Origin of the sequence: Arthrobacter sp. ok362, from assembly GCF_900102785.1 — a bacterium.
In the GTDB taxonomy this organism is placed as follows: domain Bacteria; phylum Actinomycetota; class Actinomycetes; order Actinomycetales; family Micrococcaceae; genus Arthrobacter.
This window is the reverse complement of the sequence record NZ_FNGC01000015.1, coordinates 79,493-100,733: the sequence shown is the minus strand read 5'-3', so window position 1 is coordinate 100,733 and position 21,241 is coordinate 79,493. Positions and strand designations below refer to the sequence as shown.

Annotated in this window: 20 protein-coding genes; 5 read left to right on the top strand and 15 right to left on the bottom strand. The window is 67.0% G+C overall.

The features are described from left to right. Positions 1-48 precede the first annotated feature (48 nt). On the top strand, positions 49-1,959 hold the full coding sequence (locus BLQ10_RS18165) for an AMP-binding protein (protein WP_091564428.1): 1,911 nt from the start codon (positions 49-51) through the stop codon (positions 1,957-1,959). A 15-nt stretch (positions 1,960-1,974) separates the two neighbouring features. Here the strand turns inward: BLQ10_RS18165 and BLQ10_RS18160 are convergent, their stop codons facing one another. Continuing rightward, on the bottom strand, positions 1,975-2,694 hold the full coding sequence (locus BLQ10_RS18160) for a response regulator (RefSeq protein ID WP_091564427.1): 720 nt from the start codon (positions 2,692-2,694) through the stop codon (positions 1,975-1,977). Further along, the gene (locus BLQ10_RS18155; protein ID WP_091564426.1) at positions 2,691-4,403 is read right to left on the bottom strand and encodes a sensor histidine kinase; all 1,713 of its coding nucleotides are present in this window, start codon (positions 4,401-4,403) and stop codon (positions 2,691-2,693) included. The genes BLQ10_RS18160 and BLQ10_RS18155 overlap by 4 nt, the downstream gene beginning before the upstream one ends. Positions 4,404-4,541: 138 nt before the next feature. On the opposite strand from BLQ10_RS18155, the gene BLQ10_RS18150 reads away from it, so the two are divergent. After that, on the top strand, positions 4,542-5,915 hold the full coding sequence (locus BLQ10_RS18150) for a cation:dicarboxylate symporter family transporter (protein ID WP_091564425.1): 1,374 nt from the start codon (positions 4,542-4,544) through the stop codon (positions 5,913-5,915). 101 nt (positions 5,916-6,016) lie between these two features. Here the strand turns inward: BLQ10_RS18150 and BLQ10_RS18145 are convergent, their stop codons facing one another. From BLQ10_RS18145 to BLQ10_RS18135, 3 genes are read right to left on the bottom strand one after another with little or no spacing between them, the layout of a single operon-like run. After that, positions 6,017-6,766 carry an ABC transporter ATP-binding protein gene (locus tag BLQ10_RS18145; protein ID WP_091564424.1) on the bottom strand — a complete coding sequence of 250 codons (750 nt, stop codon included), beginning with the start codon at positions 6,764-6,766 and terminating at the stop codon, positions 6,017-6,019. Continuing rightward, complete coding sequence (locus tag BLQ10_RS18140) at positions 6,759-7,835, bottom strand: FecCD family ABC transporter permease (RefSeq protein WP_254785653.1); 1,077 nt, start codon at positions 7,833-7,835, stop codon at positions 6,759-6,761. Before BLQ10_RS18140 ends, BLQ10_RS18145 begins: the two co-directional genes overlap by 8 nt. Beyond that, positions 7,825-8,991, bottom strand: a complete 1,167-nt coding sequence (locus tag BLQ10_RS18135; RefSeq protein WP_254785652.1) for an ABC transporter substrate-binding protein — start codon at positions 8,989-8,991, stop codon at positions 7,825-7,827. Before BLQ10_RS18135 ends, BLQ10_RS18140 begins: the two co-directional genes overlap by 11 nt. Positions 8,992-9,186: 195 nt before the next feature. Here BLQ10_RS18135 and BLQ10_RS18130 point away from each other — a divergent pair, with 195 nt between their 5' ends. After that, entirely contained in the window at positions 9,187-9,960 is a 774-nt protein-coding gene (locus BLQ10_RS18130) for a DUF6390 family protein (protein WP_091564423.1), read from the top strand. Between the two features lie 53 nt (positions 9,961-10,013). On the opposite strand, the gene BLQ10_RS18125 is transcribed toward BLQ10_RS18130, so the two are convergent. From BLQ10_RS18125 to BLQ10_RS18080, 10 genes are all read right to left on the bottom strand, one after another. Beyond that, complete coding sequence (locus BLQ10_RS18125) at positions 10,014-10,271, bottom strand: HypC/HybG/HupF family hydrogenase formation chaperone (protein ID WP_091564422.1); 258 nt, start codon at positions 10,269-10,271, stop codon at positions 10,014-10,016. A gap of 13 nt (positions 10,272-10,284) precedes the next feature. Beyond that, complete coding sequence (locus tag BLQ10_RS18120) at positions 10,285-10,857, bottom strand: hydrogenase maturation protease (protein WP_091564421.1); 573 nt, start codon at positions 10,855-10,857, stop codon at positions 10,285-10,287. 124 nt (positions 10,858-10,981) lie between these two features. Next, complete coding sequence (locus BLQ10_RS18115; RefSeq protein WP_091564420.1) at positions 10,982-12,508, bottom strand: hypothetical protein; 1,527 nt, start codon at positions 12,506-12,508, stop codon at positions 10,982-10,984. Next, entirely contained in the window at positions 12,505-13,146 is a 642-nt protein-coding gene (locus BLQ10_RS18110) for a DUF6084 family protein (RefSeq protein WP_091564419.1), read from the bottom strand. Before BLQ10_RS18110 ends, BLQ10_RS18115 begins: the two co-directional genes overlap by 4 nt. Beyond that, positions 13,139-13,831, bottom strand: coding sequence for a DUF5947 family protein (locus tag BLQ10_RS18105; protein ID WP_091564418.1), 693 nt, complete (start codon positions 13,829-13,831; stop codon positions 13,139-13,141). The genes BLQ10_RS18110 and BLQ10_RS18105 overlap by 8 nt, the downstream gene beginning before the upstream one ends. Positions 13,832-13,841: 10 nt before the next feature. Then, a complete protein-coding gene (locus tag BLQ10_RS18100) occupies positions 13,842-14,786 on the bottom strand; it encodes a NifU family protein (protein WP_091564417.1) in 945 nt (314 codons plus the stop codon). A 6-nt stretch (positions 14,787-14,792) separates the two neighbouring features. Further along, positions 14,793-16,586 carry a nickel-dependent hydrogenase large subunit gene (locus BLQ10_RS18095; RefSeq protein ID WP_091564416.1) on the bottom strand — a complete coding sequence of 598 codons (1,794 nt, stop codon included), beginning with the start codon at positions 16,584-16,586 and terminating at the stop codon, positions 14,793-14,795. Between the two features lie 25 nt (positions 16,587-16,611). Then, the gene (locus tag BLQ10_RS18090) at positions 16,612-17,670 is read right to left on the bottom strand and encodes an NADH-quinone oxidoreductase subunit B family protein (protein WP_091564415.1); all 1,059 of its coding nucleotides are present in this window, start codon (positions 17,668-17,670) and stop codon (positions 16,612-16,614) included. 56 nt (positions 17,671-17,726) lie between these two features. Continuing rightward, positions 17,727-18,659: a hydrogenase nickel incorporation protein HypB gene (gene hypB, locus BLQ10_RS18085; protein ID WP_091564414.1), complete on the bottom strand. Its 933-nt coding sequence runs from the start codon at positions 18,657-18,659 to the stop codon at positions 17,727-17,729. 2 nt (positions 18,660-18,661) lie between these two features. Further along, positions 18,662-18,991 (bottom strand): hydrogenase maturation nickel metallochaperone HypA/HybF, encoded by a 330-nt coding sequence (locus BLQ10_RS18080; protein WP_091564413.1) that lies wholly within the window; start codon positions 18,989-18,991, stop codon positions 18,662-18,664. Between the two features lie 355 nt (positions 18,992-19,346). Between BLQ10_RS18080 and BLQ10_RS18075 the strand changes: the two genes are divergently transcribed. Together BLQ10_RS18075 and BLQ10_RS18070 are read left to right on the top strand one after the other, a co-directional pair. Further along, the gene (locus BLQ10_RS18075) at positions 19,347-20,246 is read left to right on the top strand and encodes a ParA family protein (protein WP_090583539.1); all 900 of its coding nucleotides are present in this window, start codon (positions 19,347-19,349) and stop codon (positions 20,244-20,246) included. Positions 20,247-20,359: 113 nt separating this feature from the next. Beyond that, positions 20,360-21,181, top strand: a complete 822-nt coding sequence (locus BLQ10_RS18070; protein ID WP_175558687.1) for a segregation and condensation protein A — start codon at positions 20,360-20,362, stop codon at positions 21,179-21,181. The last annotated feature ends 60 nt before the right edge of the window (positions 21,182-21,241 follow it).

Here is a 21,241-nt window from a genome sequence, read left to right as displayed (position 1 = left end):
CCGGTTTACCATGGGCTGCATCACAATGTCGTGGACAGGATGTAAGTCATGGTCACCAACAGCTACCGGGCCGCCTACGAACGGAGCCTGGATCATCCCGCAGAGTTCTGGCTGGAGGCCGCGGGCGGAATCTCCTGGCGGACGCCACCGCGTCAAGCCCTCGATCCCAGCCGGGCGCCGCTCTACGACTGGTTTCCGGACGGTGTCCTGAACACGTCCTACAACGCGCTCGACCGGCACGTGGCCCGGGGCAGGGGTGCGCAGGACGCCCTGGTCTACGACTCCGCGATGTTGGGCATCCGGCAGAGCTACACGTATGCGGAACTGACGGACCTCGTGGCCCGGTTCGCCGGTGTCCTGCGCCGCAGCGGCGTGAGCAAGGGCGACCGCGTGGTGATTTACATGCCGATGATCCCCGAGGCCGTGATCGCGATGCTGGCCACCGCACGGCTCGGCGCCGTGCACTCGGTCGTGTTCGGCGGGTTCGCGCCCAAGGAGCTCGCCGCCCGCATCCGCGACGCCGCCCCCGCCGCGGTGGTCACGGCGTCCGGTGGCATTGAGCCGTCGCGCCGGATTGAATACCTGCCCGCCGTCGCCGAGGCTCTCGGCATCGCCGGCGCCCCGGACACCCCAGTGCTGGTCAAGGCCAGGGAAGGCTTCGGCTCCACTGTGGCCTCCATGGCGGCCGAACAGCCCGGGTGGCTCGACTGGGACGCCGAGATGGCCTCCGCCGAGCCGGCCCCGCCGGTGGATGTCACGGCCACGGATCCGCTGTACATCCTCTACACCTCGGGCACCACCGGGGCGCCGAAGGGCGTGGTGCGGGACAACGGCGGCCATGCCGTGGCCCTGAAATGGACCATGGAAAACATTTACGACGTCGGCCCCGGGGACGTCATGTGGACCGCCTCGGACGTCGGCTGGGTGGTGGGTCACTCCTACATTGTGTACGGGCCGCTGCTGGCCGGCGCCACCACGGTGCTGTACGAAGGAAAACCCGTGGGGACCCCCGACGCCGGCGCGTTCTGGCGGGTGATCCAGGACCACAGGGTCAACGTGCTGTTCACCGCGCCCACCGCGTTGCGTGCCATCCGGAAGGCCGACCCTGAGGGCCAGCTTCTGGGCAAGTACGACCTTTCCAGCCTGCGGACCCTGTTCGCGGCCGGCGAGCGGCTGGATACCGACACCTTCCACTGGGCCTCCCGGGTCCTCGGCGTACCGGTGGTCGATCACTGGTGGCAGACGGAGACGGGCTGGGCCATCTGCGCCAACGCCCGCGGTCTCGACGGGCTGCCGATCAAGGCCGGCTCGCCGAGCGTCCCGATGCCCGGCTTCCGGCTCAACATCGTCGACGGCGCGGGCGGGGACGTCGAGGCCGGCACTGAAGGGAATATCGTCCTGGGCCTGCCGCTGCCGCCTGGCACCCTGACCACCCTTTGGCGCAACGACGAACGCTACATCTCCTCCTACCTGCAGGCGTTCGAGGGCTACTACGCCACCGGCGACTCCGGCTACCGGGACGAGGACGGCTATGTCTTTGTCATGGGCCGAACCGACGACATCATCAACGTCGCCGGACACCGGCTCTCCACCGGCTCCATGGAACAAGTGATCGGCCAGCACCCGGCGGTCGCCGAATGCGCGGTGATTGGCCTCGCCGACCCGCTCAAGGGCCAGCGGCCCAGCGGCTACGTGGTCCTCAAATCCGGTGTGGACGTTGCCGAGGACGTTCTGGCCAAGGACCTGATCGCTCTGGTCCGGCGCGACATAGGCGCCGTGGCCGACTTCAAGCACGTCACCGTGGTGGACGCCCTGCCCAAGACCCGTTCCGGAAAGATCCTGCGCAAGACCATGCGCCAAATCGCCGACGGAGAAGACTACGTGGTGCCCTCCACGATCGAGGACGCCGGCGTGATCGACCGGCTGCTCGAAACCCTGCGGCCTGCCAATCCGGAGTGACCGCGTAGGCGCTGGTTATGGCCGTGGCCGGTTCCAGCGGTATTCGTTCTCCGGCCGGCCGGGGGCGCCGTAGCGTGCTGCGCGGGAAACCGTTCCGGCGTCGGCGAGGTATTCGAGGTAGCGCCGGGCGGTGACCCGGGACATGCCGAGCGCCTCCATGACCTCGCTTGCCGAGACCGCCCCGTCCTGCTCTTTGATGTAGACCTGGACGGATTCCAGCGTGGACACGGCCAGGCCCTTGGGCAGCGACACTTCGGACGGGGCGCGCAGGCTGGCGAAGGCCTGGTCCACATCGCTTTGGGACGCCCGGGCCCCCGCCACGCCGGGCAGCGGCGAAGCCAGCTGCTCCCGGAACAGCCGGTAGCTGGCGAGTTTGTCGGCGAACGTTGCGTAGGTGAACGGCTTGATCAGGTACTGGACCACGCCGGTGGCCACCGCGCTGCGGACGATGTTCAGTTCCCGCACGGCGGTGATGGCGATGATGTCCGCGAAGAGTCCGGCAGCCCGCATCCTGCGTGCGATGTCCAGCCCGTGCAGGTCCGGGAGGTTCATGTCCAGCAGCACCAGCTCCACCGGGTTGCCCGCCGCCGCGAAGTCCGTGAGCAGCCGCAGGGCGGACTGCCCGTCCGGCGCGGAACCCGCCAGGGTGAAACCTTCCAGCCTTTCAATGTAGGCGGCGTGCGCCGCGGCAGCGATGGGCTCGTCTTCGACGACGAGCACCCTGATGTCGCTCATGGCTGTCCCTCTTTTATTACCGGCAGTGTTGTGACCGGCAGCGTGACGCGGAACAGCGCCCCGGCCGGGCTGGTGATTGTCATGGTACCGCCCAGTCGCTGCACGGCCTGGCGGACCAGGGCCAGCCCAAGGCCCCGTCCGAACGGTCCCGGTGTCTTGGTGCTGAAGCCGTGACGGAAGATGTCCTCCACGGCCGAGGGGTCGATCCCGGGTCCGCTGTCCTCGACCGTGATTTCGAGGGTGGAGCCGGTGGTCTCGACGGACAGTTCCACGAGCCGGGGTGCCGGTGCATCGGCCGCGGCGTCGATGGCGTTGTCCAGCAGGTTCCCGAGGATGGCCACGAGGTCCTGCACGGCCAGCCCGGTCACGGCAGTGGAGCCGCCGGCGTTCAGGATCAGTTCGACGCCGCGCTCGTGCGCTTCGGCCGCCTTACCCATGACCAGGGCGCCGAGTACCGGTTCCTCTATGGAGCTCACAATGTCATCCGTTAGACGCTGGCTTAGTTCCAGGTCTTTCGTGGCAAAGTCCAGCGCCTCGGAGGCACGCCCCAGTTCCATGAGCGAGACGATCGTGTGGAGCCGGTTGGCATGCTCATGCGTCTGGGCACGAAGGGCGTCTGAAAGCGTGTGCATGGTTTCCAGTTCGCTGCCGAGGGATTCGATTTCGGTGCGGTCCCGGATGGTGGCCACAGTGCCGTAGACATGGCCGCCGGAAGCCGCTCCCCGCTGGCGGGCTCCGGTGGATGCGGGGCCCACCGCGGGGCCCTGGTTGACCACCAGGATCCGGGACCCGGTGAGGTGGATCTCGTCGAGCGCCGTCCGCCCGGATTCAAAGAGTTCCTTGAGGCTGGGTGCCAGCGGCAAGTCCGCGAGGGACGGCGCCGTCTGCCGCCCGGCGTCCGCAGCGCCGGAAGCATCCGTACTGGCAGCTTCCGTGCCTTCAGCAGGAGGGCCGTCGGCTGACTGCTTGGCCAGCCCCAGCAGTTCGGCGGCCTGGTCGTTGTACATCACCACTTTGCCTTTGGGATCAATGAGGATCACGCCCTCACGCACGGAGTGCAGCACCGATTCGTAGTACGCGAAGAGCTGGCCCAGCTGCTCCGGTCCCCAGCCGCGGGTCACCCGGCGCAAGTACCGCCCCAGGAGCCAGGATGCCAGCGAACCGCCGGCGAGAAGCGCCAGGCTGATGGCCAGCAGCGCTGGCAGCCTGCCGGAGACCGCCACGTCCACCGTCCGGACCGTCACGCCCGCGGCCACGAGCGCCCGTACCTTGCCATCCGCATCTTTGACCGGGGCGATGGTGCGAACGGACGGGCCCAGGGTGCCGGCCGTGACCTCCGTGAAAACCTGGCCATTGAGGGCCGCGTCGATGGAACCGATATACGGCTTGCCCAGTTCCTCATTGCGCGGATGGGTCCACCGCGTCCGGTCCGGGGCCATGATCGTGACGAAATCCGCGTCGGCATCCTTCATGATCTTCAGGGCATACGGCTGGAGCAGGGCTGACGGGTCGGCGGCGCCCGCCGCCTGCAGGACGAAGGGGGCGTCGGCCACCGTCGTGGCAATGCCCGCCATCCTGCGACCGGCCTCGTCGTAGGCGCGGTCGCGGGAGTCGACGAACGCGGCCGTGCCGACGATGGCTGTCAGGGCCACCACGAACAGCAGTTGGGCTACAAACAGCCTGCGGGCGATGCTCCAGCGGTGGATCATCAACACCTTCCATGACCAATATGAACGCAACGGTGATGCGCGTCACTCCGTCATCAATGATGGAGCTACACACAAGAACGGACGTGAGCGGACCACAGCCTGGACCGCACCAAGTCCAGCCTATCCAAGGAGAAGACCATGGCCTCTCAACGAGGAGAGTCGGCAGCACCGGCCGCAACGACGGCCAAGAAGCGCAAGGGACTGGACAAGTCCCACTACCTGTACATTGCAGTCATCGTCGCCGTGGTTGCAGGTGCCGTTGTTGGCTTGCTCTTCCCCGAGGTCGGCAAATCCCTCAAGCCGCTGGGCGACGGCTTCATCAAACTCATCAAGATGATGATCGGCCCCGTGATCTTCTGCACCATCGTGCTGGGCATCGGCTCCATCGCCAAGGCCGCCACGGTCGGCAAGGTCGGCGGACTGGCGCTCGGCTACTTCGTTGTCATGTCCACCTTTGCCCTGGCGATCGGCCTCGTGGTGGGCAACCTGATCCACCCGGGTGAGGGCCTCAACCTCGCGCCCTACGATCCGAACAAGAAGGCGGCAGTCGACAGCACCGTTGACTTCCTGCTGGGTATCATCCCGGGCGACATTCCCGTACTGCCGACACTCCTCGCCGCGATCCTCGTGGGCTTCGCCCTGCAGAAGATGGGCCCGCAGGGAGCCCCGATCCTCAAGGCCGTCGGCTACGGACAGGCCCTGGTGTTCCGCATCCTCATCATGATCATGTGGTTGGCCCCCGTCGGAGCCTTCGGTGCGATCGCCGCCGTCGTCGGTGCCACCGGCGTGCAGGCCATCTTCAGCATGTTCACCCTGATGATCGCCTTCTACATCACCTGCGCCCTGTTCATCGTCGTGATCCTCGGCGGCCTGCTCAAGGTGGTCACCGGCGTCAGCATCTTCAAGCTCATGAAGTACCTCGGCCGCGAATACCTGCTGATCTTTTCCACGTCCTCCTCCGAAGCCGCGCTGCCCCGCCTGATCGCGAAGATGGAACACCTCGGCGTGTCCAAGCCGGTCGTCGGCGTCACGGTCCCCACCGGCTACTCCTTCAACCTTGACGGCACCGCCATCTACCTGACCATGGCCGCACTCTTCGTCGCCAACGCCATGGGCACGCCGCTGGACCTTGGCGCCCAGGTTTCCCTGCTGGTCTTCATGATCATCGCCTCCAAGGGTGCCGCTGGCGTCACCGGGGCCGGCCTCGCCACCCTGGCCGCCGGACTCCAGTCGCATGCTCCTCAGTTGCTGGGTGGCGTGGGCATGATCGTCGGCATCGACCGCTTCATGTCCGAAGCACGCGCCCTGACCAACTTCACCGGCAACGCCGTCGCCACGGTGCTGATCGGCACCTGGGTCAAGGAGATCGACGGCGAACGCGTGGACCGTGTCCTCGCCGGTGCCGAGCCGTTCGACGAAGAGACCATGCTCGCCAGCCACAGCAGTGTGCAGGACGCCGCCGAAGAGGACGCCGCCGAAGAACCGGCGCAGCCGGTCCTGACGCACGCCTGAACCTCGGCCCGAATTCCGGCCGCAGTCTGAACGGACTCAACACCGCCAGATGACGCCCAAAGCGCCCGGCAGCTAAGCTGCCGGGCGCTTTGGCGTTCGGATCAGCCCTCGGCTGCGCCGAATGGGGTGACCACCGTACGGCGGGGCGTGCCGGCGTCGTCGTAGTTCAGTGTGCTGACGCGGACACCGTACAGCGCCGAGAGCTGTGCATCGGCGAGGAGCGGTCCGGCAGGACCAGTCACCACACCCTCGGCGCCCATGAGGACCACCGAGTCTGCGAGGAACAGGGCGTGGTCCGGATGATGGGTGCTCACCAGCAGCGACATGCCGGTCCGCACCAGTTCCCTCAGGAGCTGAAGGACCCGGACCTGGTTTTTCAGGTCCAGCCCGGTGGACGGCTCGTCCAGGACTAGGAGCCGCGAACCGCCCGCGACGGCCCGCGCAATGAGGACCAGCTGCTGCTCGCCCCCGCTCAGGGTCGGAAACAGCCGGCCGGCCAGGGCGGCGATTCCCACCCGGTCCATGGCCTGGAGGGCGGCGGCCCTGTCCCGGGCGCCGGGGGAGCGGAAGACGCCGATGTGGCGGGCACGGCCCATGATCACCATGTCGAGGGCCGGGTAGCCGAAGGTGGTGCCGCGGGCCTGGGGAACATACCCGGCGGTCTCGGACCTGCGCACGGCCCCTTCCTGTAGGGCCAGCAGGCCGGCTGCGCAGCGCGCGAGTGTCGTCTTGCCGCTGCCGTTTGGCCCCAGGACGGCAGTCACGGTGCCCGGCGGCACCGAGAAGCTCAGATCCTTGAACACCCAGTTCTGTGGTGAATAGCCAAACCCGGCCCCGCGCAGCTCAAGCACCGTCCCAGATCCTCTCCCGGTTCCGGCGCAACAGCACGAAGAAGACCGGTGCCCCGATCAGGGCGGTGAGGACGCCCAGCGGGATTTCGCCGGCCGTGGCGGTGCGCGCAATGGTGTCGATGGCGATGAGGTACGCCCCGCCCAGCAGGAATGAGACCGGCAGCAGGACCCGGTGGTCCGGACCCACCCACATCCGCGCGAGGTGCGGGATGACCAGCCCCACCCAACTGATGACGCCGCTGACGGCCACGGCCCCGGCCACCATGAGGGCCACGGCGGAGAGGACCGTCCAGCGCAGCAGGCGCGGCCGGAGTCCCAGGGCCGTTGTATCGTCGTCGCCGAGCGAGAGCACATTGATCCGCCACCGCAGTGCCAGCAGGACGACGCCGCCGGCAGCAATCGGAATGAAGGCCACCACTACCTTCGCCCAGGTTGCGGTGGAGACACTTCCCAGCAGCCAGAAGACGATTGCGGGGAGGGTGGTGAACGGGTCCGCCAGATACGTCACGAGGGCCACAAGGGCGGAGAAGAAACTGGCCGTGACGATTCCTCCGAGGACCACCATGAGGATGTGGGCGCCGCCCCGGCCTGAGGTGATGAGGAAGACGATGGCCAGTGCCAGCAGCCCGAAGCCGAACGATCCGCCCACGAGGGCGATGGGACCCAAGCCCAGCAACAGGGCCAAGGCACCCCCGAAGGAGGCCCCGGATGAAACGCCGATGACCTCCGGGCTGACGAGGGGATTACGGAACACGGCCTGCAGCGCGGCCCCGCCGATTGCGAGGCCACCACCGACCAGCAGGGCCAGCAAGATCCTGGGCAACCTGACCAACAGCACCACGTTTTCCTCGGCCGCGGGAAGGTTTGATCCGAAGGGAACTATCCGGGAGGCCAGGATTTGCGCGACATGGGCGAGGGACACGTTGTAGCGGCCGCTGGCGAGTGCAAGCGCCGACACGGCGGCCAGGACGGCCAGTGAGAGCAGGCACGGCCCGAGAACCTGGCGCAGCCCCGGTCCCCGGCGGCCGCCGGGGTATCCCGTGGTCAGCGGCTGGGCCTCACGAAGCATCGAACTGCCGGTAGTTGGCCGAGGCGGCATTGGCTTCAGTCCACAGGATCTTGTCCATCTCCGCCGTTGATGGCCGGTGGCGGTACAGGAAATCGAAGTAGTCGCTCGTCTCGTCCCGCAGCGCGGACCGGTTGCCGGAGGGGAAACTGATGTCGCTGAGCCAGCGCCACATGAGCGGCGATTCCTGGCCGGGGGGATCCCAGCGGTATCCGCCGAGCGGGACCTTGTACACACGGCGGGAACGCACGGCGGACACGCTTTGCCACACCGGGTTGCCGTAGAGGTCCGCGGGCATCGCTTCGTCGAAATTTCCGAGCAAGATGACCTCCGGATCCCAGGCAAGGACCTGTTCGACGTCCACGCCCACCATGCCCTTGCCCTGGAGACCTTGCGGGCCGGTTGCCGGATTGTGTCCTCCGACGAGCTTGATGTAGAAGTCGTTGTAGCTGCCGTTTCCGGCAACTTTGAGCCCGCCACTGAACCTGTTGAAGTAGATGATGCCCGGGCCGCCCGTGCCGCGGGAGGCGCCCTCGGCCTGGATGGACTTCTGTTGCTCGTCGCTGCGCGCCTTCATCTGCACGGCCCGGTCCGGGCGCCCCAGCATCGCCGCGAAGAGCGCGGTCCACGTGTCCACATCCTGCTGCGTGCCGGTGTTCGTGATGCCCAGGACCTTCATCCCGGCTTGTTCCAGCGGCGCCGTCAATTGCGCATCGCTCCACTGGACCACGACGTCGGGGTTCAGCGCCCGGATGCTTTCGACATTGGGCGTGAAATCGGTCGTGGCGATGTCGTGCGGAATATTCAGGGCCTCCGGGTACATGGCACCCATGGCGCCATCGCGCATGGCGACCCAGGAGGCGTTGTGCATCCCGGCGAGATGGCTTGCGCCCTGGTCGACGGCGACCAGCAGGGAGGCGGCCGGCATGGGAATGGTCACCACCCGAGTTACTGGGCGGTCGAAACTCAGCACGGTCCCGCGCTGGTCCGTCACCTGGATCCCCGCCGAACCGGCGGAGGAACCCGGTGCTGAGGTACCTGCCGGCGGCGCGGACTGTGGCGACGTGCTGCCCGGGGCGCAGGAAGCGAGGAACAGCGCCCCTCCGCCGTAGAGGGCCGCTGCCAGCACGGATCGTCGGTTGGCTTCGGGGATGTTCATCGGCCTACCTCCCGGGAAGGACCGCACGGGGGCGGCCATTCGCTCCGCGCCGGCAGCAACAATGATCCCGGGACGGCATTCCTTCACAGCATCTGCCGAATGCGCAGGGGTGTCAATGCATGCAACGCGGGCATTGTTTGCCGGCGGGCGGCGGTGCTAGCCTCGCACTTATCCCCTGTGAAACGAGGCCACGGGATGCAAGTCAATGGCGCCCAACTCTTTGTCCGGTACGCATATCCGCCGAACTCGCGGGGCAGCTGCGGGCCGCCTGACAGCGATGCGCTGCTGCACTACGGCCAGTCCGGGGTGACCGACGCGGGCCTGCGCGAACTTGCCAAGGGGTTTGCCGGCGCCTGGCCGTATCTGGAGCTCATTGCCGGTGCCACGGGCAACCCGGACCCGCTTGATTACGGGGTGGTGGAGGCCTACTGGGTGGGAAACGCGCTGCTGGACTCCGTGGGTGTGCGCAGCATCGGCAATTCCATGGAGGACAGGTTCCGCGCACGGACCGGCCATCAGTTTCCGCACCTGATGGAAGGGGTCCTGGCCGGCGGCGTCCCGCACCACAGCTTCCATGTGCTCGAAATCTATCCGTGGCTGGGACTCTTGCGCGATGATCGGCGCTCAGCCACCGCACTGAATGTCCTTGACCAATGCCGCATCCGGTGGGGCGAAGTGGTGGCCGTCGAAGGGGACAGTGCCCTGGTGCGCTCGCGGCCCCTTGCCTGGGACGGGACCGCGCTCTCGCTCGGCGAACCGGTGATCGAGACGGCCCAGTACGCCGTGGCCGGCTCCGGCTTCATCGCTGACCTCACGGCAGGGGACATGGTGTCCCTCCACTGGGACTGGGTGTGCGACCGGCTGACGCCCGCCCAGCTCCACCGACTCCAGCACTACTTTGCCCGCCACCTCAAGATCGCCAACTCCGGCGTAGAGCACCGCGGCGCCGCGATTGCCCTCGAAAGCTGAAACCGAACAGCAAGTACCGGACAGTGAGTACGGGGCCGTGAGTGGGAGCAGAACTAGGGTACGGTGTCGGTGGGGTCCGGGCCTCGTCCCATGAGCTCAAGTCCAGTCATTGCACGGTCGGCGCCCTCCTGGTCCACGCGCTCCAGCGCGAAACCCATGTGGATCAGGACCCACGTGCCGCTCTCCAACGGACCGTCGTCGAGGAGCCCAATGTTGATCTTTCGCTGCACGCCTGCCACATCCACGAGGGCCAGCTGCCCGTTGTAGCCGTCGATCACTTCGATGATCCGGCCCGGTATTCCCAGACACATCCGCGCTTCCTCCTCAGTCTGATCCATCCGAACCCGCGCTCGCGGTCGCTGCGTCCGCGGACGACAGGCGGGCCGTGACCAGCGTGCGCACTGCCTCCACGGCTGCGGGGACGGCACGGGACACTTCCTCGGACAGTTCCATGCCCTCGTCTGTTCGCCCCGCGACGCAACCCACCAGGTAGGTCTCCGGCAGCGATCCTCCCAGGATGCGGAGGCGGCGCAGGACGGCCAGCGGGTCCATGCCATGCGGATCGAACTCCGGGTTGACCGGCAGGCCGGCCGGCGTGAGCGGTCCGCCGGGGTCCAGATCCTCCGCCCGGATCTTCAGGATCCGGAGCGTTCCGGCGCTTGTGCTCCCGTCCGCCGGGGCGGGAAGCACATCCACGAGCACCAGCGCATCCACCCCGTCCAGGAGATCGTAGGCGAGGTGCAGCCCGCGGACCCCGTAGTCCCGCACCTGAACGTCCTCTGGCGCCCAGCCGGGCAGCCCCGATACCTCCTCCGCCAGGCGGCGGGCGACGGCCGGTCCAAATCCGTCGTCGCTCAGGAACACGTTTCCCACGCCCGCCACGAGAACCCTGCTCACATCGGGCCTCACATCCTGGACATTCGCACGTAGCGCTTGATGTCCGGAATCGAACGCAGTCCGACGACGGCTGCTGCCAGGCCCGCGGCCAGCAGGAGCACGACGGTCATGATGCCCAGACCCTTCATGATGATGGTTCCTTTCCGTTATCCGGGGGCGGCGCCGCTGCGAGCGGCACGAGCTCCTCGGGGGCGAAATACAGATACCGGCCGTACCATTCCTGCAGTTCGGCCGCCGGGTCGGCCTCGAGGACCACCGCGACATGCGTTCCGCCGTCGACGTCGAAGTGGACGCCCGTGACACGCCCCGATTTCCCGGCGAAAAAGAGGTCCTGGGCATCGGCGCGGCGCAACGGCACAACCCGCACCCGGCTGCCGCGAGAGACCGGGACGCCGTCGATAAAGACGGTGTCCGATTCCGGATCGACGGCGGCGTCCCGGGCCGGATCCCACCAGGGCGTATCTGCGCCGTTGTTGGCCGAGGCGCCGTCACCGCCCGGGACGGAATATTCAGGGACGGAAAATTCCGAATCCGAATATTCCGGGACGGCAAAGCCGGGGAAGTCTCCGTACCCGGACGCCCCGGGTCCACGGGGCGAACCGGCGTGCGGGTTCCGCAGGATGCCGTGCAGCTGCTGCAGCTCCTCTGCTGTCATGTTTTCGCAGCGATCGATGATCGCCGCCGCCCGGGCGTCGGTTGACCGGGCCTCCGCCTTTTCCTCATCGGTCAGCGTAAGCACCCGCAGGGTCAGGATTTCATCGATCTCCGTCGCATCGAACAGTTCCACGGTGCTCTCCGGCGCCACCGCGGGATGGTCATAAAGGATGATCGGGGACAGGAGCAGGACATCGCGCTGCCCCTCGGGGCCGGCGAGCACGGGCCAGCAGCGGTGCTGGCGACACGAAGCCGCCGCGGCCGACGCCCACTCAGGCGGATCGATCACCGAGAGGAAGTCGGCATCGTGGACAGCGAGCAGGACATGGGCTCCGATGAACGAGAGCTCGATGGCGGAACGCTTGTCGGTGGTGGCTGCCGCCGTGTTCTCGACCGTGACCCTGAGCCGCCACAGCGGAGCTTGGGCCGGCACGGCCGCGCTGCCGGCAGCGGCCGCCGGGACTTGGGTCGCTACTTGCGCCGCCACCAGGCGCAGCTCGCCGCGGAGCTGCCGACGCCGGCGCACGAGCCTGCCGGCGATGGCGCCGTCGGCGTCCAGCACGGGCTCTGTGTCCTCGGTCGCCGGCACGTTGATCGGCGCGCGCACGCCCGCGGCAAGCTGGCCGAGGCTGTACGGCCCGAGCGTGATCTCCTGATCCGTTGCCTCGTCCCAGCTGAGCCAGCGGGACGGGCCGACGATGAGTTCTTCGGCCGGCGTGAAGCCGCCGTCATCCGCGCGCTCGGCGGATCTTGTCTGGAGGTGCAGGAAGCGCAGATGGACGTCCACCCGGGCTGCGGGTCCGGGCTCGAGGAGGCAGTCCGCTGCCATGCCCGGCTCTTCGCCGGCACCGGATTCTGCCGCGCCCGGCGGCCCAAGCACCCCGAACTGCCAGCGGGCCTGGTTCTTGGCGGACGAGGCGCGGTACGGGTACAGGAGGTACCCCTCATAGAGGACAGCGTCGGCGACGGCGCGTGCCAGGCTGAGGCCGGCGTTCACGGTACCGGGTCACCAGCCCCGGCCAACAGACCCTCGATTGCGGCCTCCCAGGAAGTCAGGCCGTGGACCGCCTTGTACCTGGCCAGGGCCGCAAGGACGTCGCGGTCCAGGCGGATCCATCCTTGGTTCGGGAAGAATGCGTCCATCAGCGAGCGCCAGACCGCCACGGGCAGGGCGTACCGCGATTCCCGGTCCCAGGGAATCTGCTCGACGCCGAAGCCCGCCGCGCCCCGCGTGAATACTGTCCCGGAGAAGAGGAATTCCAGCGGAACGGTCCCGTCCCGCAGGGAGTTCAGGTACTTTGCCGCGGAGACCTCGAAATCGAAGGTGCAGGGGAGCGGCAGGTCAACGTCAAGGCTGTCCGCAAATCCCTGGACCAGGACGCCGCTGTGCATCCACATGAAGGGCTTGAGGGTGGTGGGCCACCGCCCGCGGCTGCCGAAGAGCTCCAGCAGCCCGGCTTCCTCGTCGGCGTCGTAACCGCGGCGCTGGGCCAGGATCCGCACCTGGCAACGCAGTGCCATGGCGTGGATGGCGGCGCCGCTTCTTTCCTGGATCCGCAGGCGCGCGGTCAGCTGCGGTGAAGCCGCATAGAGCTCCGGGGCGATATCCAGCACGCTGAATTCGAGGTCAACCATGACGTCCCTCCGGGTCTGCCGCGGCCGGAGCGGGGGCGGGCCTGCTGCGGCTGCTGATCCGGTCAAAGAAACCGGCGAGCTCCTGGCGGGACTCCTGGCCTCCGTCGAAGCCCTTCCACACCCTCCGCAGGCGGCCCACCAGCTCGTAGCACGCATCGATGGGGACCAGATGGCAGTCCGCCCGCTCCCGGTCAGGGCCGGGGGAGCGGATCAGCAGGGCCTCCGTGTCAGGGGTGAGCATGGTGATGGCCGGGTTGGCGGCTTGGACCGATGCCCAGGCGTCCAGGGAAAGTTCCGACTCCGTGGCGCCCGCCGGGCTCGGATAGAAAGCAGCGGTCCGACCGAGAGCCGAGTTGAAGAAGAAGAATGCCAGTCCCACCGGGATTTCCAGCTCGTCCCATTGGGCCTGCCCGAGTTCGAAGGGCTCGAATGAGAGGTAGCGGTCCGGGACGGAACGGTAGCGCAGATGGGCCGACGAGTCCGTGAACAGCAGATAGCAGGGCCGGCACGTGCACAGCAGGGAGCGGCTCTCCAGATCCACCACGTGCTGGTGGGCCTCCGCAATGGGCTCAGCGCACATCTCGCAGCGCTCGCCGGCAGGTTGGGCGGGGCGGGTGGAGGCTATCCTGCGGAGCACGGAGAGCGCCGACGCGCTGTCGATTCCGGCGTTGCCGGGTCCTGTCATTTGCGGCACCTCACAGCGGGTCCGCGGTGGTGGGGACGGCCACGCAGGGAACACCGTCGCGGAGCAGCAGTGGAAGGGGATCAAGATGCAGTGCCTTGTCCTCGAGGCAGACCCCGGCCTTCCGGACGTCGAAGTGGCTGCGGCAGTGCGGGCAGCGCAGCAGCCCGCCGCCCGCCGGGGCCGCCAGCGCCCGCTGCAGCGAAGCGCCCGGCATGGAGTGGGTGCAACGGGGGCAGCGGTCCACAAACGCATAGACGTCCGGGCCGATCCGGCACGTGAGCACCTCGACGCCCGCCACCAGGAAGCCCGCGACGCCTCCGGACTCCAGCTCAGCGAGGGCCGGGACCGACTGCCACGTGCCGGAGGCCGGCGTGGCGGCGTCGGACGGGCCGGCGTCGTGGCCGCCCAGCCCGTCCAGCCTCGAGCGCAGGGCGCCGACCGGGATCAGGGCAGGAACGGCGGCGGGGGCCGCCTCCTCCACTTCGATGCCGGTCACCTCGGGCGCCCCGGTTTCAATCGCGTCCTCGACGGCGAGTTTGAGCGTGACCGACGACGACGGACAGCCCTGGCAGCTGCCCAGCAGCCTCAGCCGGACGACGCCTTCTTCGCTGATGCCGAGCAGTTCCACATCCCCGCCGTGCGAGCCCAGGTAGGGCCGGACGGAGTCGAGGGCGGCGGCGACCCTCCCGGGCAGGTCCACGGGGTGCAGCCCGTGGATCAGCAGCAGGCCTGACACCAACGGGTCGGAGGTGAGGGCGGACACCGTTCCGGGGCCGAGTACACCCTGCTCATCCAGCACCTGCAGGATTCGTTCCAGCCCGGCACCGTACAGCTCCGTGACCTGCCGGACCAGCTCCTCCGCCCGGTCCCGGGCCACAGGACCGCCGGAACCCAGCGCGTCGAGGAGGGAACTGATCCGTTCCCCTGCCGAGCCCAACAGATTCTCCCGGTCCATGGCGGGCTACTCACCGGTGAGCGACTGCGTGGGGGAGTGCAGCAGGTCCAGCGTCTGACCATCCCCTAGGTACATGTGGACGCCGCACGGCAGGCAGGGATCGAAGCTCCGGACGGTGCGCATGATGTCGATGCCCTTGAAATGATCGCGGTCGTTCTCCTCGAAGATGGGCTGGCCTTGCACCGCGTCCTCATACGGACCCGGGATTCCCTCGGAGTCGCGCGGGCTGGCGTTCCACGGCGTCGGCGGGTAGGGATGATAGTTGGCGATCTTGCCGTCGCGGATCACCATGTGGTGTGAGAGCACGCCGCGGACGGCCTCGGTGAAGCCGCAGCTGATGGCTTCGTCCGGCACTTCAAAGGACTCCCAGGTCTTGGTGCGGCCGGCCCGGATCTCCTCGAGTGCCTTTTCGGCGAAGTGCAGTGCAGCGGCGGCCGCGTAGGCCTGGAAATAGGTCCGCGCACGGTTGCGCTCCAGCGTGTTGCTCCACTGCGGGATCTTCCATTCCAGGGTTACCGGGCCCTTCAGCGCTGTCTTGGGCAGCTCGATCTGGACGCTGCTGCCCGTTGACTTGAGGTAGCCGGTGTCGACGAACCCGGCAAGGGCGGTCGACCAGAGCCGGGCGAGCGGGCCGCCGCCGGTATCCAGCGCCAGATTGTTTTCGCCGTCAAACCAGCGCGGCGACATCACCCAGCTGTACTTGTCCTCCAGGTCGCGCTTCTGCGGCCGCGGGTTGGTGTGCTGGTTCCAGGGGTGCCGGCGGTCCACCGGGTTGCCCAGCGGATCGCGGGTGACGAACATTTTCTGGTCGCCCCAGTCCTCGTAGTACGACGAGCCCAGCATGATCCGGATTCCCAGGTTGATCCGGACCAGGTCCGTGGTCACGAGTTTGCCGTCCACCACGACGCCGGGGGTGACGAACATCTTCCGGCCCCACTCCGTCATGTCCTTGTAGGCGAAATTGCAGAACTCCGGATCCTGGAAGGAGCCCCAGCAGCCAAGCAGGGTGCGCCGCAGCCCCACCTGCTCGTATCCGGGCAGGGCCTCATAGAAGAAGTCGAAGAGGTCGTCGTGCATCGGCACGACCTTCTTCATGAACTCCACGTACCGCATGAGCCGGGTGATGTAGTCCGTCATCAGCTGGATGGTCGCCACGGTGCCCACGCCGCCAGGGTAAAGCGTGGAGGGATGGACATGCCGGCCCTCCATCAGGCAGAACATTTCCCGGGTCATCCGGCTCACCTGCAGTGCCTCGCGGTAGAACTCCCCGGTGAACGGGTTCAACGAGCGCATGATGTCCGCGATGGTGCGGTAGCCGTGCTCGCCCGCGCGCGGGGCCGGTGTGTTCTCGGCTTTGGCCAGCACCGACGGGTTGGTTTCGGAGACCATCTTCTCGCAGTAGTCCACGCCGACCAGATTCTCCTGGAAGATGTTGTGGTCGAACATGTACTCGGCAGCCTCGCCCAGGTTCACGATCCATTCGCCAAGGTGCGGAGGCTTCACCCCGTAGGCCATGTTCTGCGCGTAGCAGGAGCACGTGGCGTGGTTGTCGCCACAGATTCCGCAGATCCGGCTCGTGATGAAGTGGGCGTCCCGGGGGTCCTTGCCGCGCATGAAGATGGAATAGCCGCGGAAAATCGATGACGTGCTGTGGCATTCCACCACTTCGTTGTTCTTGAAATCGACCTTGGTGTAGATGCCGAGGCTGCCGACGATCCTCGTGATCGGGTCCCAGGCCATCTCCACCAGGTTCTCGCCCGCGGAACCGTCCGCCGAGGGCATCGGAATCGTCGAAGTCATTGCATTGCCTCTCTGCTTAGGGTCCCTACCAGGTCCGCTTGGCGCCGGTCAGCAGATCATTGCCGGGTTTGCGCCAGCGTGGTTCCTGGTCCAGCGTGTGCTTCGTGATGTTCCGCAGTGTCCTGATGGTCTTGCCGTAGGGCATGACCGACGCCGTAGACAGCTTGCCGCCAGGAGGTTCGTCCATGAAGGGCATGAACTTATCCGGGAATCCCGGCATCGTGCACCCGATGCAGATGCCGCCCACGTTCGGGCAGCCGCCGATTCCGTTCATCCAGCCACGCTTGGGCACGTTGCACTTGACCACAGGTCCCCAGCAGCCGAGTTTGACGATGCACTTCGGCGATCCGTATTCCGTGGCGAAGTCGCCCTGTTCGTAGTACCCCGCGCGGTCGCATCCCTCGTGCACCGTCTGGCCGAACAGCCACGTCGGCCGGAGCGCCTCGTCAAGGGGAATCATGGGTGCCTGACCGGTGGCCTGATACAGCAGATACGTCATGGTCTCTGACAGGTTGTCCGGCTGGATGGGGCAGCCCGGGACGCACACGATCGGGATTCCGGCCTTGGACCGCCACTCATAGCCGAGATAGTCGGGCACCCCCATGGCCCCGGTGGGGTTCCCGGCCATGGCGTGGATGCCGCCATAGGTCGCACAGGTCCCCGCCGCGATGATTGCCGTCGCTTTGGGCGCCAGCCGGTCCAACCACTCGCTGGTCGTGATCGGCTGTCCGGTGTCGAGGTTGTTGCCGAAGGCCGCCCAGTAGCCGCCCGGGGCGTGCAGGTTCTCATTCGGGATGGAGCCCTCCACCACCAGCACGAACGGCTCCAGCTCGCCGCGGTCCGCCTTGCGGAACCACTCTAGGAAGTCGTCGGCCCCCTGCTGCGGGCCGCATTCGAAGTCGATCAGCGGCCAGTGCATGGCGATTTTGGGAAGCCCGGGAAGCGCCCCGAGGGCTATCTCCTCGACGCTTGGTTGGGTTGCCGCCGTCAGGGCCACGGAGTCACCGTCGCAGCTGAGTCCGGCGTTGATCCACAGGACGTGGATCAAAGTCTGTTCCGCTTTCAATGCAGTAGCTGTAGGCATCGTTGCCTCCTTCGGAGCCCCGCCCTGCGGCTGCGGCTCGAATGTTGCGTCAACGGTCAAACGCGTAGTCCACCGGAGCGCGGCGCGCTCCCGGCGGCGCCCGTCGCCAGGTGGGGATTCTTCCGGATCCACTCGAGCCAGCCATCCATGCCGTCGCCGGTGGTAGCTGACACGGTCAGGACGTCGACGCCGGGATTCAGCCGGCGCGCCTGGCGCACGCAACGCTCGACGTCGAACTCCACATAGGGGAGCAGGTCTGCCTTGTTGATGATCACCAGGTCGGCAGCCAGGAACATGTGGGGGTATTTCTGCGGTTTATCATCGCCCTCCGTAACTGAGATCACGACGACCCTGGCCGATTCGCCGAGGTCGAACAATGCCGGGCACACCAGGTTGCCCACGTTTTCGATGAAGAGTGTCGAGCCGGATACCGGGTCCAGCGCGTCCAGGGCCCGCTGCAGCATCCCGGCATCCAGGTGGCAGCCTGCTCCGGTGTTGATTTGGATCACCGGCCGCCCCGTGGACCGGATCCGGTCGGCGTCCAGCGAGGTCTCCTGGTCCCCTTCGATGACACCGATGTCCAGTTCACCGGCCAGTTCCCAGATGGTCCGCACCAGGAGCGTGGTCTTACCGGCGCCGGGGGAACTCATGACGTTGAACGCCCGAATGCCGCGTCCTTCCAGCCATCCCCGGTTTCGTGCGGCCAGGAGGTCGTTCTTGGCGAGAAGATTCTCCTCCAGGGAAATAATGGTCCGACCGTCCGGCGCGTGGCTGTGCCCGTGGTCGTGGTCGTGCGGATGCTCGTGCCCGTGGTCGTGGTCGTGTGGATGTTCGTGATCGTGGGGATGCGGATGCTCATGCGGTGCTGCAGCAGCGTGCGCAGTTCCGTCGTGCACAGTTCCGTCGTGCACTGTTCCGTCGTGCACTGTTCCGTCGAGGTCCGAAACCCTGGTTCCGGCGTCGTCGCCGCATCCGCACGTCGCACACATGTCTACGCAACCTCCACCGAGGTGACCAGGAGTTCCCGGCCACTGACGATTTCGACATCGGCACTGCCGCACGGACAGAGCAGAAACATGTCCTCAAGGACGAATTCGTCGCGGCAGCTGCGGCACCTGGCCCGGCCCTCGGATTCATCGATCGTGAGCGCCGCGCCGGCCAGCGGCGTGTCAGCTGAAACGACTTCGAAGCAAAAGCGCACGGCGTCCGGGAGGACGCCACTCAAGGGTCCGATCCGGAGATTCACGCCCGTGACGGGGCGGCCGCCGGTCCGGTTCAGGACCGCCTCCACAAGACTTTGCGTGATCGAAAGTTCGTGCATGAGCCGCTGCCACCTCGTCGTATCAATGTAGGCCTGCAGGGTACAAACTTCAATATGCCCGCAATACGCCTGCAATAGGTTTGGAGCCGCCCGTCGCCCCGCCTGCCCGCCTCCCTCAGCCGCTCCCGATCTAGCTACCGGCGTGCAGCTGCCAGCGTGCTCCCGCCGTCGTGCCCGCCTGGGGTCAACCTTCGACTTCAACCCGAAGGTCAAGGCACAGCGTCCGCGCCGATGTCAAGGTCCGGCGAATACCGTGTCGGGCGCTGTAACCTTGGGAGGAACGCGCTGGGCTCTGCGAGCCCAGGCGGCAATATGAAGCACGACAATCACCGTCATCGAAAGTGTGGATAGATACGTGAGCAGCGAGCAGGGTTCAGCAACTCTGGAAGGCACCGAACTCGATCTGGAAGACGCCGTCATGGGCCCCACCGGGCGTCCCCATCGCGACTTTCCGGAGCCCGCACCGCTGTCCTCCCACGGCCCTGCGCGGGTCATCGCCATGGTGAACCAAAAGGGCGGCGTGGGCAAAACCACGTCCACGATCAACCTCGCCGCAGCGCTGGCCGAATACGGCCGCCGCGTGCTCCTGGTCGATTTCGATCCGCAGGGTGCCCTCTCCGCCGGCCTGGGCACGAACCCGCATGAGCTCGACCTCACCGTGTACAACGTGCTGATGGACCGCAAAGTGGACATCCGCGACGCCATCCAGAAGACCGGCGTGGAAAACGTGGATCTTCTCCCGGCCAACATCGACCTCTCCGCCGCCGAGGTGCAGCTGGTCAACGAAGTGGCCCGCGAGCAGGTCCTGGACCGGGCGCTGAAAAAAGTAGAGGACGACTACGACGTCGTCCTGATCGACTGCCAGCCCTCACTCGGGCTCCTCACCGTCAACGCGCTGACCGCCGCCCACGGCGTCATCATCCCGCTGATCTGTGAATTCTTCGCCCTGCGCGCCGTGGCGCTGCTCGTGGAAACCATCGACAAGGTCCAGGACCGCCTCAATCCGCGCCTGCAGGTCGACGGCGTGCTCGCCACGATGTACGACGCGCGGACCCTGCACGGCCGAGAAGTGATCGCCCGCCTGGTGGAGGCCTTCGGTGACAAGGTCTTCGAAACCGTCATCAAGCGCTCCATCAAGTTTGCCGACGCCACCGTTGCAGCCGAGCCCATCACCACCTACGCGGGCAACCACGTAGGTGCCGACGCCTACCGCCGACTGGCCAAAGAGCTGATCTCGCGCGGCGGCGCGCCCTAGCCAGGATCGTGCCAGCCGCCTTCTCTCCGCCAGCGAATCTCGACGTGGAGCTCGACACGCGCGCGGATTCCACGCAGTCCGCAGGCCCGGCCGTCCCGGCAGAGCCGGACGTCATTGCCGGGCCGTCCGGGAAGAAGCCGGGATTCGAAGTGCGGCTCGCCAACTTTACCGGACCATTCGACCTCCTGCTCGGCCTGATCTCCAAGCATCAGCTGGACATTACCGAGGTGGCGCTGTCCACGGTCACGGACGAATTCATCAAGTACATCCGAGGCCTGCAGCAGCTGGGGGAGGAATGGGCGCTGGATGAAGCCAGCGAATTCCTGGTGATTGCGGCCACGCTCCTGGACCTGAAGGCGGCCCGGCTGCTGCCCGCAGGCGAGGTTGAGGACGATGAGGACATTGCCCTGCTGGAAGCCCGGGACCTCTTGTTTGCCCGGTTGTTGCAGTACAAGGCCTTCAAGCACGTGGCCGGCATGATCGGCTCCACCCTTGAGCTCGAGGCCCGGCGGTATCCCCGGCAGGTTGCCCTGGAGGGACACTTCGCTGCCCTGCTTCCGGAACTTCTTTGGCGGCACACCCCGGAGCAGTTCGCTTCCCTGGCCGAGGCGGCCCTCAAGCCCAAGGCGGCAGCCCCTACGGAAGTAGGCCTCGCGCACCTGCACGGTACGCCCGTGAGCGTCAAGGAACAGGCCGAACTGCTGGGGGACCGACTGCGCCTGGGGACGCCGCTGACGTTCCGGGCGCTGATCGCCGACGCCGAATCCACGCTGGTGGTGGTGGCGCGCTTCCTGGCCCTGCTGGAGCTGTTCCGCGACCGCGCGGTGGGCTTTGACCAGCTGCTGCCGCTGGGAGACCTGACCGTGCACTGGACGGCCGATTCTCACGGGTGGAGCAGCGAAAACCTGAGTGAAGAATACGAGGACCTGCCGTGAACGAACGATTGCCGGACGCCGGGCCTGACGCCGGGCCGGACACGCGGCCGGACGTCGCGA

Excerpts from the sequence above, each read along its gene's own strand:
- BLQ10_RS18110 (WP_091564419.1), bottom strand. The coding sequence starts at position 13,146 with ATGGTTGACCTCGAATTCAGCGTGCTGGATATCGCCCCGGAGCTCTAT.
- BLQ10_RS18100 (WP_091564417.1), bottom strand. The coding sequence starts at position 14,786 with ATGGACCGGGAGAATCTGTTGGGCTCGGCAGGGGAACGGATCAGTTCC.
- BLQ10_RS18125 (WP_091564422.1), bottom strand. The coding sequence starts at position 10,271 with ATGTGTCTGGGAATACCGGGCCGGATCATCGAAGTGATCGACGGCTAC.
- BLQ10_RS18080 (WP_091564413.1), bottom strand. The coding sequence starts at position 18,991 with ATGCACGAACTTTCGATCACGCAAAGTCTTGTGGAGGCGGTCCTGAAC.
- BLQ10_RS18150 (WP_091564425.1), top strand. The coding sequence starts at position 4,542 with ATGGCCTCTCAACGAGGAGAGTCGGCAGCACCGGCCGCAACGACGGCC.
- BLQ10_RS18130 (WP_091564423.1), top strand. The coding sequence starts at position 9,187 with ATGCAAGTCAATGGCGCCCAACTCTTTGTCCGGTACGCATATCCGCCG.
- BLQ10_RS18095 (WP_091564416.1), bottom strand. The coding sequence starts at position 16,586 with ATGACTTCGACGATTCCGATGCCCTCGGCGGACGGTTCCGCGGGCGAG.
- BLQ10_RS18155 (WP_091564426.1), bottom strand. The coding sequence starts at position 4,403 with ATGATCCACCGCTGGAGCATCGCCCGCAGGCTGTTTGTAGCCCAACTG.
- BLQ10_RS18090 (WP_091564415.1), bottom strand. The coding sequence starts at position 17,670 with ATGCCTACAGCTACTGCATTGAAAGCGGAACAGACTTTGATCCACGTC.
- BLQ10_RS18165 (WP_091564428.1), top strand. The coding sequence starts at position 49 with ATGGTCACCAACAGCTACCGGGCCGCCTACGAACGGAGCCTGGATCAT.
- BLQ10_RS18105 (WP_091564418.1), bottom strand. The coding sequence starts at position 13,831 with ATGACAGGACCCGGCAACGCCGGAATCGACAGCGCGTCGGCGCTCTCC.
- BLQ10_RS18135 (WP_254785652.1), bottom strand. The coding sequence starts at position 8,991 with ATGAACATCCCCGAAGCCAACCGACGATCCGTGCTGGCAGCGGCCCTC.
- hypB (WP_091564414.1), bottom strand. The coding sequence starts at position 18,659 with ATGTGTGCGACGTGCGGATGCGGCGACGACGCCGGAACCAGGGTTTCG.
- BLQ10_RS18140 (WP_254785653.1), bottom strand. The coding sequence starts at position 7,835 with ATGCTTCGTGAGGCCCAGCCGCTGACCACGGGATACCCCGGCGGCCGC.
- BLQ10_RS18160 (WP_091564427.1), bottom strand. The coding sequence starts at position 2,694 with ATGAGCGACATCAGGGTGCTCGTCGTCGAAGACGAGCCCATCGCTGCC.